The sequence below is a fragment of the Paenibacillus sp. J31R30 genome, assembly GCF_059692115.1.
The window spans coordinates 937401-951901 of sequence record NZ_JCAUAV010000003.1; the positions used below are offsets into that span (position 1 = coordinate 937401).

At 47.8% G+C, this 14501-nt stretch carries 11 protein-coding genes; all 11 read left to right on the forward strand.

Going from position 1 to position 14501, the window contains the following annotated elements; genetic code table 11:
• The first annotated feature begins 1 nt into the window (after position 1).
• The 11 genes from AC58QO_RS16125 (at position 2) to AC58QO_RS16175 (ending at position 14470) form a co-directional block, all read left to right on the forward strand.
• A complete protein-coding gene (locus tag AC58QO_RS16125; protein WP_497267149.1) occupies positions 2-1072 on the forward strand; it encodes a response regulator transcription factor in 1071 nt (356 codons plus the stop codon).
• Between the two features lie 17 nt (positions 1073-1089).
• The gene (locus AC58QO_RS16130) at positions 1090-2028 is read left to right on the forward strand and encodes a GNAT family N-acetyltransferase (protein ID WP_497267151.1); all 939 of its coding nucleotides are present in this window, start codon (positions 1090-1092) and stop codon (positions 2026-2028) included.
• Positions 2029-2130: 102 nt separating this feature from the next.
• The gene (locus tag AC58QO_RS16135) at positions 2131-2967 is read left to right on the forward strand and encodes a sugar phosphate isomerase/epimerase family protein (protein ID WP_497267513.1); all 837 of its coding nucleotides are present in this window, start codon (positions 2131-2133) and stop codon (positions 2965-2967) included.
• A 20-nt stretch (positions 2968-2987) separates the two neighbouring features.
• On the forward strand, positions 2988-4313 hold the full coding sequence (locus AC58QO_RS16140; protein ID WP_497267153.1) for a hypothetical protein: 1326 nt from the start codon (positions 2988-2990) through the stop codon (positions 4311-4313).
• A gap of 1 nt (position 4314) precedes the next feature.
• Positions 4315-5601 carry a M20 family metallopeptidase gene (locus AC58QO_RS16145; RefSeq protein ID WP_497267515.1) on the forward strand — a complete coding sequence of 429 codons (1287 nt, stop codon included), beginning with the start codon at positions 4315-4317 and terminating at the stop codon, positions 5599-5601.
• Between the two features lie 6 nt (positions 5602-5607).
• Positions 5608-6003 (forward strand): Rid family detoxifying hydrolase, encoded by a 396-nt coding sequence (locus AC58QO_RS16150; protein ID WP_497267155.1) that lies wholly within the window; start codon positions 5608-5610, stop codon positions 6001-6003.
• 38 nt (positions 6004-6041) lie between these two features.
• Positions 6042-6800 carry an SDR family NAD(P)-dependent oxidoreductase gene (locus AC58QO_RS16155; protein ID WP_497267157.1) on the forward strand — a complete coding sequence of 253 codons (759 nt, stop codon included), beginning with the start codon at positions 6042-6044 and terminating at the stop codon, positions 6798-6800.
• Positions 6801-6814: 14 nt separating this feature from the next.
• A complete protein-coding gene (locus AC58QO_RS16160) occupies positions 6815-7930 on the forward strand; it encodes an alanine racemase (protein ID WP_497267159.1) in 1116 nt (371 codons plus the stop codon).
• Positions 7931-7967: 37 nt separating this feature from the next.
• Positions 7968-11669, forward strand: coding sequence for a hypothetical protein (locus AC58QO_RS16165; protein ID WP_497267161.1), 3702 nt, complete (start codon positions 7968-7970; stop codon positions 11667-11669).
• A 55-nt stretch (positions 11670-11724) separates the two neighbouring features.
• Positions 11725-13461 (forward strand): polysaccharide deacetylase family protein, encoded by a 1737-nt coding sequence (locus tag AC58QO_RS16170; RefSeq protein WP_497267162.1) that lies wholly within the window; start codon positions 11725-11727, stop codon positions 13459-13461.
• 13 nt (positions 13462-13474) lie between these two features.
• Positions 13475-14470 (forward strand): Gfo/Idh/MocA family protein, encoded by a 996-nt coding sequence (locus AC58QO_RS16175; protein ID WP_497267164.1) that lies wholly within the window; start codon positions 13475-13477, stop codon positions 14468-14470.
• Positions 14471-14501 lie beyond the last annotated feature (31 nt).

The window sequence follows — 14501 nt, forward strand, 5'->3', positions numbered from 1 at the left end:
CATGTATAAAGTGATCATTGTGGATGATGAGCCATCTGTGAAACGCAGTTTAAAGACAATCATCGAGAAGGAGACTTCTTCATTTGAAGTAAGTGCGTTTGCAGAGAATGGACAAGAAGCGCTGGAACTCATTAGTGAGTCCTTACCGGACGTTGTCATTACAGACATTCGGATGCCGGTGATGGATGGGTTGCGACTGGCTGAGGAGATCGTAAGCCGTGGAATCCAGACCGAAGTGATTATCATATCCGGTTATAGCGATTTTAGCTATGCCAAACAGGCACTCCGGCATGGCGTTTCCGATTATCTGCTTAAGCCTCTTGATGTTGACGAAGTACTAAGAGTGCTTTCTTTAACCGAGAAGAAACTCGGCAATGAACGTAAAGGCATCGTTGAGCGGAGTGAATGGATTGCTGTGTGTAAAGTAGAAGCGGAGTCCATGGCGAAGCACATGTGGGTCCTCAACGTGACCGCTGTATGGGAGCAGCTTGAAGGGATACACGAACGATTGCAGACGTATCGAGCAAACTCAGCGAGACTCAAGGAAATGTATATTCACTTGTTTTACTTGCTGCAAGCGGAAATAGCAGGTCTGAGCGGAAACAGAATTCAGTTGAAAACGCTACCCGACTATGAATGGAACGGTCAAGCTGAGCTATTGGAGCGACATATTAAGCTGGTTTTACAATGTGCGATGGAAGAAATCCGACATATTCGGAATTGGGGTTCGCACAAAAATATGTTGGAATCCGTGAAACAGATCAATCAGAATTTTTCGAACGAATCTTTTTCCATGATGAACGCAGCTGAACTTGCAGGGATGTCGCCTACATATTTCAGTAAGTCGTTCAAAGAAGAAGTGGGAGTTAGCTACACCCAATATATAGCCAAATTGCGAATGGACAAAGCGATCGAGCTATTGAGTGATCCGAACAATAAGGTGTACGAGGTTGCCTATGCAGTCGGCTACAATGAATACGCTCATTTTGCTAAAGTATTCAAGAAGTATTTCAAGTTTTCTCCGACGGAGTACCGTCATTCCTTAGAAATATCCCAAACCGGGCTAAATTAAGGATGAGGAGGTTGGAAATGCGAACGGTAAAGCTAAGAGCTAGCCATATGGAAGGAATTTGTAAGCTGTGGAATCGGGAGATAGGGAGCGATTTTCCGCTCCGCACTCGTCTATTGCATCAAAACAGTTTGAACCACCCGGATTTTTTATCGGAGGGTTCTTTTGTCGTTGAGCAAGAATCTTCCGACTTTATGGTGGGAGTTGTCATAAGCAAAGTTCAGCGATTCGGTGTGGGTTATATATCAGTGCTACTCGTTGATTCTTACTATAGAAATTTAGGTATAGGTGGCACATTGCTAAAATTAGCTGAAAAAGCATTAATAGATGCTGGAGTAAGCTCTATTGCCCTAGGTGGGGATTCTGGACATTTCTTTCCCGGAGTTCCCTCCCAGTACGTAGGGATGGAACGTTGGTTTGAGAACCGTGGCTTCAAACAACGGGGAAGCACTTACGACCTGTTAGGTGATTTTCGCGGTAAGTTTCTCGTAGAGGAGAATGTCGGGGCGGAAGTTACCGTGTCTGTTGCTGGGGAAGCAGATCGTGAAGAATTGCTCGCATTCATGTGCTTACACTTCCCTGGGCGTTGGGAAGAGACGACGAGCAGGTATTATGCATCAGGAGGGATAGGCAGAGAATTTGTCCTGTTACGTAAGTTGGGTAAGATTATTGGTTTTTGCCGTATTAATGACGAGTATTCTCCCATACTAGCCGGGAATCAATTCTGGAGTCCATGCTTTGAAGAACCATGCGGTGGCATCGGTCCACTTGGCATTGCGGCTCCATATCGTGGTTGTGGGTACGGCAAAGCCGTTCTTATAGCAGGCATGCGGGTATTAAAGGAACGGAATCATCATTTAATGGTCATAGATTGGACGTCCGAAGTCGATTTCTATGCTAAAACAGGGTTTTCTATCTGGAAAACCTATCATCTATATGCCAAAGAAGGTTACTCATGAAATGACATATTTCCATATAAAATACCATCCCTATACAGAAATAAATAGGATAAAGTTAGGATATCTCCCAATGGGTAAAAAGGAGGAGTACTGGTGTTGAAGATGAAAGTATCCTGCCACTTAATTACGTGGGAAGAAGATTTCGTTAGAGGGATGGAAGAAGCGTCGTCTCTGGGCTTCCAAGCTTGTGAAACTTTTACAAGAATCGCACTGAAATACGAAGATCGCATTCATGAGTTCAAAGCGTTGTTCGAGCGATATGGTCTTGCTCTGTCCGCATTATACGGTGGGGGCCGATTCAGCGATGCTTCGCAATTCCATGAAACAGTGGCATATAATACGCGTGTCGCTAGATTTGCCGCTCAGAACGGCAGCGATCGGATCGTACTTGGACCAAGAGGACCGCGAACAGCGGGAGGTACGACGTTAGAGGATTTAAAGACCGCCGCAACAGCAATTAATGAATCAGCCAAACGATGCTACGATCTAGGTGTGAAAGCCTGCGTGCACCCGCATCTAAATACGGAAATTCAAGATGAAAACGAACTCGATGCCATTATGGAAATGACGGACCCGAACTTCGTTTTCTTTTGTCCAGATACAGCCCATCTAACGAAGGCGGGTATGGATCCAGTCTCTGTGATGCGGCGATACAAGGATAGGATTGCCTATATGCATATCAAAGACGTGACTCCGGATGAACCGGATCGTTCTAAGTTTCCTGTTTTGTCAGGGGACGAGGCACTGCCGATTTTTTGCGAACTGGGGCTTGGATCTATTGATTTCCCAGCTGTTGTTCGTCTTTTGGAAGAAATCCAATACGACGGCTGGATGACCATTGAAATTGATCAATCAACAAGCACCCCTCTGAACAGTCTGATGGTCTGCAGGGACTATGTCGAGCAGAAACTCGGTATAACCGTGAGTAACCGGATGTAATAGAGAGGAACGAACAAACCATGATTGAATGCGGCTTATGCGAAATTGATATCACACCCCCGTTGGGGTTTGCCATTCCAGGTTATTTTACTCCGAGACCTGCCCTTGGGATCAAAGACAACCTGTACGTCAAAGCCGTTGTAATCGGAGATGGCAAGAGATTGTCGGCCATCATTGTCCTCGATACGATAGGGATAGAGAAGGAAGAAGTGGAAGCTATCCGCAAACGGGTGACAGCAGATACCGGAATTCCTGCATCCCATATTTTGGTTGCTGGTACACATACCCATACAGGCGGTCCCATTTATCGGGATAATGGTCCGGATGGTGACGAGTATAAGGCGTATTTAGTCAAGAAGGCAGCGGATGCAGCGATTTTGGCTTATAGGAACAAGCGTAATGCCCAAATTGGTTCTGCTAAAGGTATTGCTGAGGGAATCTCTTTCAACCGCCGTTATTTTATGCAAGATGGCAGTCTAAGGACGAATCCAGGGTTTAACAATCCTGACATTGTGGAGCCGGCAGGTCCCATCGATTCAGACGTATTCGTGATTCGACTAGATGGTGAGGACGGCAGTCCGCTTGGCGTCATAACGAATTTTGCCTGTCATCCTGACACGATAGGTGGAAAACGGTATAGCGCAGACTATCCAGGAGAAATTAGCCGTGTACTGAAAGCGGTTTACGGTGATTCATTCATAAGTCTTTTTCTTAACGGGGCTTGTGGGAATATTAATCATCTTGATTTTATGCATACCTTACATCCCGAGCCTAACGCCTTTCGCCAATTAGGGAGAGTGTTAGCGGGTGAAGTTATCAAAATTAGAGAAAAAGCCGTCACCGAGAATTCGCTGTATGTAGATGGGCGATGCGAGCAGCTTTCACTTACTGTTCGGAAGCCGTCATCAGAGGATCTCCAGAAAGCTGAGAATCTGCTGCGTGCGACTGAACATCCTGAGAATAAGAAAGCAATCACGGAGGCGGACTCCTTTTTTGCCAGGCAGCTTCTCACACTCAGTGAGCGGCAGGAAACGGAAGTATTGGTTGAAATTCAGGCGCTTCGAATTGGAAAGGCTGCTATTGCAGGCTTTCCATGTGAATTATTCGTGGAATTCGGTCGCGACCTTAAACAAAGATCACCCTCACTCCATACACTTATCGCTACTTATGCCAACGGCATCAACGGATATGTAGCAACCCGAGAAGCGTTCGTTCAAGGCGGATACGAGACGCGTTTAACGTCTCGAACCCGGCTGGCCCCTGACTCCGGAGAACGAATGGTCGATACGGTGCTTGGGCTTTTACTACAATTATGCGATTCGGATGGAGGCAATAACATTGCGTAGAGTGATACTAACTGATCAAGATTTAGAAAGCTGGGTACAGAAGCAAAGAGACCATCTGGTAAAGAGGCTTTTGGAAATGGTATCTATACCAAGTGAAAATAAACCTCCCAATGGGAATGAATTGCCCATGCAGATATACCTAGAGAATGCGTTAAAGGAGCTTGATTTCAATGCGGAGTTGTACGCATTATCTGACGTAAATGGACTGAGAACCCATCAGGCTTTCTGGGGGGATCGCAACTATTCAGACAGACCGAATTTATATGCATCCAAAAAGGGAATGGGCGAAGGCAGATCGCTGCTCTTCGCCGTTCATGCGGACGTCGTTCCTGGTATTCCCGGCAAAACGGCGGAAAATCCCTTCCAACCTGTGATCATTGGAGGTCGTCTATATGGTCGAGGTTCGAATGACATGAAGGGTGGTACCGCTGCCGTTCTGCTTGCTTTTCAATATTTGCAGGAAAAAGGAATCCAATTGCTCGGTGATCTCAGCTTCGAAAGCGTAGTGGATGAAGAGATGGGCGGTGCCAACGGAACTTTGGCAGGACGCGTTCGCGGGAATCGAGCAGACGCTGCGATCGTTCCGGAACCTACTAACATGCGGGTCTGTGCTTCACACATGGGTGGAGCTGCCTGGAGGATCAGTGTTCGAGGCAAAGGTGGCATGGGTTTCGGCGGTGAAGAACTGCGAAATCCGGTTTATGGAATGGCACACCTTATTCGAGCTATTGAGAGCTACCAGAATGACATGCAGACACGTAAATGTTTCGTGACACCGACAGGCGAGTCCCAAAGTCCTGCGGTCGTGCTTTCGGTGATCCAAGCAGGGAGCTTTGAGCCTGGAATGGCAGACGGGATCCCAGACACTTGCATGATTGAAATTTGGGTCGAATGTTTGCCCGGCGAGTCATTTGCAGCTCTGGAATCTGAATTTATTGGTGTGATTCGCACCTTAAGTACACAACCGGAACTGGCTGGGCTTGAGGTCGATTGGGAGTTGATCACCCGGTTTATTCCCGGTAGTCGTGCTGAGACACCTCTAACTAACATTTTGCTGCAACAAGCAGAAGAGGAATGGGGAATGCCAGTTGGTGATTATACGGCACCCTTCGCTTGTGACGCTTTTATGTTCAATTGCCATTCGGATACGCCAGCTGTTGTCCTTGGACCGGTCGGTGAGAATGCCCACGCTCCAGACGAGTTTGTAGACATTGAAAGCTTGATTAAACTAACCAAAATATATATTGCCGCCATTGTTGAATGGTGTGGAGTAGAAAGCGGGAGGTAATTTCAAATGGCAAACAAGTGGGTTAAAGAAGAGATTAGCACAACCGGAGCGCCTCAAAATACGGGGCCATACTCACAGGGGATTCGGGTAGGGAATCTTATTTATACATCCGGAGAAGGTCCGTTAGATCCCGTAACTGGAGAGATTGTGGAGGGTACAATCGAGGAGCAGACACGGCTTGTGTTTCGTAACTTAGAAGCGATTCTAAATGCGGCAGGAGCTACATTGCAAGATGTGGTTAAAGTTACGGCACATTTAGCAGATATAAATGATTTTGAACGGTTTAACAGTGTATATAAAGAGCTTTTTCCAGGACCCGTTCGGCCGGTTCGCACTACGGTCGGCAGCCAATTAACCGTACGCGTTGAAGTGGATGTTGTAGCTGTCGTACCAGAGGGTTAAGAGTTCGCGGGAACAGGTGTTGATTAGGAGGAATCGCAATGAGGCTTGAAGGGAAAGTGGCGGTCATTACAGGTGGTTCGCTCGGCATTGGACTGGCAACGGCCATTCGATTCGCTAAAGAAGGTGCTAAGGTGGCGATCGCAGGACGCAGCCTTACCGCTCTAGAAGAGGCGGCAAGTCATATTCGAAGCGAAGTCGGCGAGGTTATGACGATTCAGGTTGATGTTCAGGTGAAGAGTCAAGTTGACCGATTGATTGACGAGGTTATCGAGCGCTGGGGTGCTGTACATATATTAGTTAACAATGCAGGCATTTGTGGATTAAGTACATTTTTAGACATCTCAGAGGAAGATTGGGATGAGCACATGAACGTGAATTTGAAGGGTGCTTTTCTCGTCGGTCAGCGAGTTGCTCGAGAAATGATGGAGCGACGAACAGGCGGCTCTATCATTCATATGTCAAGCGTGAATGGCATTAACGCGGAAGCCATGCAGGCACATTACAATGTGACAAAAGGCGGCATGAACCTGCTTAGCATGTCCATGGCGCTTGAGTTGGCACCTTACGGAATCCGGGTGAATGCGTTATGTCCCGGCTTTATTGAAACTCGACTTACAAAGTCGATGATTGACGATCCTCCAGCTATAGCTGATTATGTCAAAACGATACCGATGGGCCGAGTCGGTCAGCCGGATGAGATAGCGGATGCTGCCTTGTTCTTAGCATCAGACGAATCTCGTTACATGACCGGCCATAATCTCGTGGTGGATGGCGGCCAAGTCATCAAACTAGCGTAAGGGGAGGATTAATAATGAATGAAATCTTTGAAGTACCAGAGATGCTCCAGACAATTGAAACACCTAGTGTCTTCGTAGATTTGGACATCATGGAGCGTAATCTTCAGAGGATGGCGCAATCGGCTCAAACTGCCGGGGTTAAGCTGCGACCTCACACAAAAACCCATAAAAATACATGGATTGCCCATAAGCAGCTAGAATTAGGGTCCAATGGGATTACGGTGGCCAAGATTAGCGAAGCGGAAGTGATGGCCAACGCTGGGATTCGGGATATCCTGATTGCCTATCCCATCGTTGGGAAAACAAAGCTCGAGCGTTTGCGCCAATTAATGCTTCGTGCGGATGTGACCGTCAGTACAGATGATCTTGAGGTAGCGCGTGGATTGTCCCATCTAGGGGAGGCCATGGGATGCAGAGTGGCGGTTTACGTTGACGTCAATACAGGACTGGACCGCTGCGGAAGAGAGCCTGGCGAGGAAACAGCGCTACTAGTGAAGGAAATGAGCCGTCTTCCCGGTTTAAGAATTACCGGGCTCATGACTCATGCCGGAAATTCGTATGGATCCAAAAATACGGAAGAATTACGTACTGCAGCCAGAAACGAAGCCGAGCTGTTAGTGATGACGCAGGAGATGTTGAAGCGTGATGGGGTCAATGTCGAACAAATTAGCGTGGGGTCGACACCAACTGCATCTTTCATAAATGAACAAATCGGTGTAACCGAAATGCGTCCTGGTTCCTATGTGTTTAACGATGGCATTCAAAGGGATCTTGGCGTAGCCGGAGCTGATGATTGCGCCCTTTTTGTAGCAGCTACAATTGTGAGTGCTCCACGTGACGGGATGGTCATCATCGATGGGGGCTCCAAGACTTTTTCCAGTGATTTAAATCCCCATCGGAAGGGCTATGGAACGTTATACGGGCGTGAGGACGTAATCATTGAACGGCTAAGCGAAGAACACGGAACTGTTAGAGTTCCAGCAGGCATGAAGCTATCTGTTGGACAGCAGCTTCTGTTTATCCCGAACCATTGCTGTATGACGACTAATATGCATGACCAGTTAATCGGCATTCGTAACGGCCGAATGGAAAGGGTGCTACATGTAGATGCGCGTGGAAAAATTCAATAATCGAGCGTCTCTTGAACCGAAAGGAGATCAGTCGATCATGACAACTGCGGACAATGCTTATCCTATTTATTTGGCACATGAATACAACAGCTTCTTCGAAGCTCCCCAATCGGAGAAGTTTAAGGTTGCCGATCTTGGCTTCCGAGCGAAGATTGTTAAACTAAAAGACTCGGATCACGCTATTTCATTCCGTGCGTATACGGAATTAGATCATTTCTGCCTGAATTTGCGTTATGAGTCTGTCCCTCCCGAAGCCGACGGCGAAGTCGTGCTTTTTTTCGATTTTGGCCATACGCGCAGGAAACGTCATGGGGCATTTTCGATGAAGTTCAAACAGGATGGCAGCGCGGTGTATGAGGAGTTCCTATATGAACTTGAACAACTGGAAATTCCTCCCGACATTGAACATACGATTTCGACTTCGGAAGGGTTTGTAAACCTCACGTTGCGAATGCCGCTCCGATTCTTACGGATCGAGTCACCTGATCAACGAATCCTCGGGTTTAATGTGGTTCGTACGCTAAAAAGCGGAGATGAAACCACGCTGATTACATGGTCGGGTATTCCAGGCGATCGACCGACGATGGGTTTAGGGATGGGTGATTTGCTGCTGACCCGGGGGCTGAAAGAAGAGGAGATCGAGACGAGAAAACACCAGGTTCAAGCGGAGAGTACGTTCTTTTTTACGCGATGGGAGAAGTGGAAGATTCCTCAGGAAATATACGGCTATATGACGGAGAAACGTAAGGGCTTTACGGCTAGATTATCTAGAGACGACGTCAACCAAGCTCGAAAGTCTGCAAACACGACGCTTTGGGGCGGACGAGTGAAAGAAGAGATCCTGCAAATTGCAGATTACTGGGCTGCCAAAAGTGACGATGAGTTGTTCGAATTGGTACCTGTAGGCAATCCAAGGGCGCTTTCAGTTGGCCAATATTTCGGGGATCCTCTCGAAGGCGGCAAACGGACAGCTTATCAGCTTTGTCTAGAGCGGCCGTATCAATATTATAACCCTACGACCCAAACATGGTGGTATAACGGGATGAAGCTGCACAACCCAACTACGGGTGAGGAGCTTGTAATGGATGACGACGGTCAAGGTTTTTTGGCACCAGAAGGATTTCCAAATCCGGGTGTCCGGTATATGTTTACGGCATCGTACCGTCTATTCATCTTCTCCATGTTGATGGGAAATCCGTATTGCTCCGTCTTAGAGGATAAAAATGTCTGTGCAGAGACAACAGGCATGCAAAACGCCGGTGCGATCAATAACTTGGCTTATGCTTATCTGCTGACTGGCGAAACGAAATATGCCTTCAAAGCTTTACTTTTAATTGGACGAATTGCCGAGTTGGTTCCGTATATGAACGGCAACTATGGATCGGGCTACTACGATACGGTTCAAATATCCGAGCCGACAACGACGGAGTCCCACTGGCTTTCTAACTTCTTTGAAGCAGCAGACCTGCTTTATGAAGCAGGGGAAGCGTTTCGCCCTGAATTAGAACGCTTTTTTGCAGCCAAACCCGATGCAGAAAATAAGACGAGAACGGTTCCATTCCATGTGAACACCGCAGTACACGAAATGATTCCTTACATTTTGTACAGTTGCGAAATTGAGAAGACTCGCGATGCCGACTGGTCTCTGCGTTGGATTTATTTACAGTTGCTTATCGCCTCATATATGCGAAGCGGCAAGCTTATGCATCATATTTTGTATGGTGGAAAATATAGCTTGGAATCTAAGTTCCGTAATAATTTTTTCCGAGATGGCCGTTATATTTACGATTCATTGGGCTATATGGCAGCCATTTGCGAGCAAGTGTCCATGATGGCGAACAACAATTATGGGTTCACCGATGAGGAGTATTTTCCAAACGGAATTGATCTGTTTGAAGACTCGAATTTCAGTCTGAAGCAGGTGATCGGACTGTTTGCGAAGCTTCGTTCGGGAAGCCTGATACCTATGTTTGGTGACACACTCGCGGATAATGTAGAGCCGATATCCGAAGATCGTCGGAAAGGCAAAATCACTTATACACCTTCCTATGAAATCATTTACCGCCGTTCGCCATCGCTTCGTTCGGTCATAGGCGGGCTTTTATCCGGATATGATCAGGAGGAGTTAACCGCCTATCGCCTCAGGAGCGTCCGAGAAACGAACAATAAGCACTCGTTCTTACTGCTTGCTACAGCGGCCGAGTGGGAGGAATATCAACAGTATGAGTCAAATTCGGATCAGCTTCAACCATCTTTCCTTCTGCAAGACTCCGAAACGAGTATGTTCCGTGTAGGGACGAATGCTCACAATTGCAAGCATGTGATGCTGTACGGACAGCCGACCGCAGGACATCATCATGGTGATAAGCTGGGTTTGTGGATTGGGGGCTACGGGTATCATCTGCAAGCCTCAGGCGGAAGATATCCGTTTACGTGGCTCAGTCCCAAATATGAGGCGTGGGAAACACATGCGGCTGCTTGTACTGTTGCTATAGTCGATGGTAAGGATCAGATGCATTCTTATTCACGCCAAAAAAGCCACTACGAGGGTAATATACTCCAAATGGCGGGACTTGATAATACAATTGCATATCCGGGAACGCTTTACGAGCGTTGGTGTTGGGTCATTCAAGCTCCTGATCAGGAGAACGCATATATTGTTGATTTTAATGGTTTATCGGGTGGGAAAACGTTCGATTATAATACGGTAGGAATGGACTGTACGCCAGAATCCATACTATTCGAAGGTATCGAGGAAACGGAATGGCTGCCTATGGAAGGCACACTAGCCGGATCGGATGTTCCTTTATACAGCAAGCCTGGCTACGGATGGATGAAGGCATTACGCAAAGCTAAAGTGAATAGACCCATCTCCTGGACTTTTCCATATGGTGCTGCTTCCTTGAAAATTCATACCGTTCCAAAAGGGGAACAGCGCGAACTCATCCTATGCCTAGGAGAAAAAGGCGGGGAGGAAATGCGGAAATCCCGCTGGGAACCCTTTGTTTTATGGCGGGACGAAGACAATTTGGACGCTGCGACTCATTCAGTAGGTTTTATTAGCGTATTGGAGCCGTTTGAGGGTGCGTCGTTCCTACAATCTGTCCATCCGCTGGAACTAGTTTCGGACTCAGCCTCTCAACACCCTATGTCTACGGGCATAGAGATTCGGTATAAAGACGGTATTTATCGGGACATTGTACTCAGTTCCTATACGGAAGGGGAGAAGGTTCGTTACTGTGATTCCCAAGGTCGTATCTTTGAAACGGATGCTAAGGCATTGGTGCTGCGCTATCGGGATAACCAGCTCGTTCAACTTGAAGCTGTTCGTTATTCACTAATCCGAACTGCGGAGGGCGAATGGAGGGCAGGCGCTTCTACTTATCGTGGGCTTGTAACTGAAGTCGACGCAGAAACTCGTACCATTGGAGTTAAGCTAGACAGAACTGACGAGAACTTGGAACAAGCATTTCTAGGGCAGGCAGCACTAATTGACTCAGCGGATTACTTGAAGCCATCTGCCTACTTCCTGTTTGATCCTCAGATAGACGGACGCTCTCTGAAGTTTCACTCAGACATGACGCTTATTAAATTAGAAGAAGGCTGGCCATCTCCGCATAAGCGGCTTGGATTGGGGAATAAACAGGTCATCGAATATCGTGGTAAAAGGGTTCACATGGACGTGAAGCTCGGGGATTCGTTCGCGCTTTCTAATGTGCTTCGCCTTGACTTAAGCTAGAGCGAGTAACCGGAATAATCGGAAGGCTAGAGCATTGCTATGGAGGGAACCGCATATGAACATCGCTAGAGTCGGAATTTTACTTGATCGACGCATAGAGGAACAACGGTTGAAATACGGATTAAACGTGTTCGAACGGTACATTGGAGAAGTTCTATCCCATGCTGGCATTCCGTTTGAATGGTTGGATAGCGTCCATCATATGATGGAAAGATTCTATGATTTGATTATCGTAGCAGCAGCTCCAAATGATGAAGCGACATCTCAATTGATTTGGGCTTACGCGGAGCGTGGCGGGATTGTCGTTAGTTATGCGGGGATCAACCCATTGGCGAAGCGGCTTGGCTATATGAAATCAGTCCCGCTCCCGACAGGTTACGCCGAATTGCCAGAGAGCCTCGGGGATACCCGGCCGCTCCGATTTCTCGGTGCCGTTCCGTGGGTGCCCCCCCAGCAACGTGCGGAAGGGGGCGATTGGGGACCCGGTGTCCGTGACACGAATGGATCGCATCACGGAAGTATGGAATGGGGCTCGATCGCCTGCGAGCCGAAGGGGAAGAAGCTTGGACCGGTGTTCCAGCAATTTCAGGTCGGCTCTGGATCGATCGAACGATGGAGTGTCGATCTCCTGGGCACTATCGTAGGGCTGCAGCAAGGGACAGCACCTGTCTTCGACGACGGAGTTCCCGCTCCTGACGGCAGCGCACCTGTAGATGAAGGTTTGTGGAAAGCAGACGACCGAGTAGAGATGGATTGGACGCATGACCGCGTACTAACGGAACAAGGGGCTCCCTATTTCGCCCATCCTTACGCAGATTTGTGGCGAGAGGCCATCGTTTCCCACATCTTGCGAGGCATGGCGCAGAAGGGTAGAATATTGCCATTTGTCGATTATTGGCCTGAAGGAATATCAAAGATAGCCATGCTATCCCATGACAGTGACCGCAATTGGGACGAAGACGCCATTGCAACTTTGGAAATTCTCGCGGAACACGGGATCCAATCGACATGGTGCATGATGAAGCCGGGCTATAGCGCATGGGTCTATCCGCGGATAAAGGAAGCTGGACATGAGCTTGCGCTCCATTTCAACTCAAACGTGAACGAAGGCGGAAATTGGACGGAAGGGGACTTCAAACGGCAAGCCGCATGGTTACAAGATAACGTTATTCAAAAGGCGGTCACCAACAAAAACCACATGACCCTCATCGAGGGCTGGGGAGAGTTGTTTGTGTGGTGTGAAGCTTGCGGCATCGAATCGGATCAGACGCGGGGGCCGAGCAAGAAAGGGAATGCCGGCTTCTTGTTCGGAACGTGCCACCCTTATTTCCCGATTGCTTGGTCAGATGAAAGGAACAGGCTGTATAACGTTCTGGAAATCGGTTTCCTTACTCAGGACCTTCCCCAATTTACCGATACGGGTGTTATCGTTCCTTTCTTGGAGCAGGTAAGCCATGTTCGGGGAGTAGCTCATTTCTTGTTCCACCAGGGGCGAATTCAAAGGTTCCCTGAAGTGCGGGAAGCCTTTCGACAAGTCGTCAAGGAAGCGCGGGAGCGCGGCTTCACATTCTGGACCGGCAGACAGATCAATGAATGGGAACGAGCTCGAAGAACCATTCGGATTATTGGCGTGACCGAAGACGATTCCGTCATACTTTGTGCTGTCGACCATGCAGCTCAAGCTGTTTTCTGGCGTCCGCTTCGCGAGAATGAACAGGCAAGCCCAGATGACATCGTTGAAAAGAAATTCGGAATTGCGTGCAAACGAATGTCGAGGAGCAAATCAAAATAGGAGTTGAACAAACATGAAATTTGCTATTGTCGGTTGTCAGCACTATCATATCAAGTCATTTATCGAAGAAATGATCAAAGAAGGGCATCAGTTCGCAGGCATATTCGACCAGAGCGATTATCATATTCCAGGGCAGTATGCGGCTGCTTATGGAGTACCCCTGTTCCAATCCATGGATGAACTTCTTAAACAGGGAGTAGAAATCATTGGCAGCGCAGGACCCAATATAAGCAAAATCGACGTGATTGAATGGGCTGAGAAACACGGGATCCACGTCATGACGGATAAACCGATTGTCCTCGACCAGAACGGCTTGACAAGACTCCGCCAGGTAATCGACAGGAATAGAATTAAACTGGGAATGATGTTGACGGCCCGCTTTGCCCCTGCCCAATATACGCTGAAATCAATGATCGACGAGGGGCTGTTAGGTGAAATCGAGGATTTCACTTTCTTGAAGCCTCACAAACTTCATCCAGCCACCAGACCAGCATGGTTTTTCGATAAGGGGCTGAACGGAGGTCTGATCATCGATCTAATGATTCATGACGTCGATATGCTGTGGTGGTTTACGGGCAAGGAAATCGTTGGGCACAATAGCATGTTAGTTAAAAATAGGTTTCCAGAGTATCCTAGTCTGTTTGAAAACGCTGTTGTTAACGTGCTTCTGGAGGACCATATAACCGCTACGATGAAATCAGATTGGTTGATGCCGGAAGCGTTCGAATCTTGGGGGGACGGCCGCATCTTTGTTTCAGGTACGAAAGGCAGAGCTGAAATCCGCACGTCCGGCGACCCGCTTGGACAACCGGGACCATTCGTTGCTTTTACCGATCATAATAACAAGACAACACGTTGGGAGATCAAGACCCCTCCCGCCACACTGGCGGCGGATTTCTTGAATCAAATTGCAGGCAAACCGCACCGTTTGACAGCGGAGGACATTTATCGCGCGAATGCGGCCGTTTTGAAAATTGACCACGCCAGCACAAAGTTAATTCGTATGTAATTACCACTTTAATAGTTAAAGTTAAAGTTAA

Excerpts from the sequence above, each read along its gene's own strand:
- AC58QO_RS16125 (WP_497267149.1), top strand. The coding sequence starts at position 2 with ATGTATAAAGTGATCATTGTGGATGATGAGCCATCTGTGAAACGCAGT.
- AC58QO_RS16130 (WP_497267151.1), top strand. The coding sequence starts at position 1,090 with ATGCGAACGGTAAAGCTAAGAGCTAGCCATATGGAAGGAATTTGTAAG.
- AC58QO_RS16135 (WP_497267513.1), top strand. The coding sequence starts at position 2,131 with ATGAAAGTATCCTGCCACTTAATTACGTGGGAAGAAGATTTCGTTAGA.
- AC58QO_RS16140 (WP_497267153.1), top strand. The coding sequence starts at position 2,988 with ATGATTGAATGCGGCTTATGCGAAATTGATATCACACCCCCGTTGGGG.
- AC58QO_RS16150 (WP_497267155.1), top strand. The coding sequence starts at position 5,608 with ATGGCAAACAAGTGGGTTAAAGAAGAGATTAGCACAACCGGAGCGCCT.
- AC58QO_RS16155 (WP_497267157.1), top strand. The coding sequence starts at position 6,042 with ATGAGGCTTGAAGGGAAAGTGGCGGTCATTACAGGTGGTTCGCTCGGC.
- AC58QO_RS16160 (WP_497267159.1), top strand. The coding sequence starts at position 6,815 with ATGAATGAAATCTTTGAAGTACCAGAGATGCTCCAGACAATTGAAACA.
- AC58QO_RS16165 (WP_497267161.1), top strand. The coding sequence starts at position 7,968 with ATGACAACTGCGGACAATGCTTATCCTATTTATTTGGCACATGAATAC.
- AC58QO_RS16170 (WP_497267162.1), top strand. The coding sequence starts at position 11,725 with ATGAACATCGCTAGAGTCGGAATTTTACTTGATCGACGCATAGAGGAA.
- AC58QO_RS16175 (WP_497267164.1), top strand. The coding sequence starts at position 13,475 with ATGAAATTTGCTATTGTCGGTTGTCAGCACTATCATATCAAGTCATTT.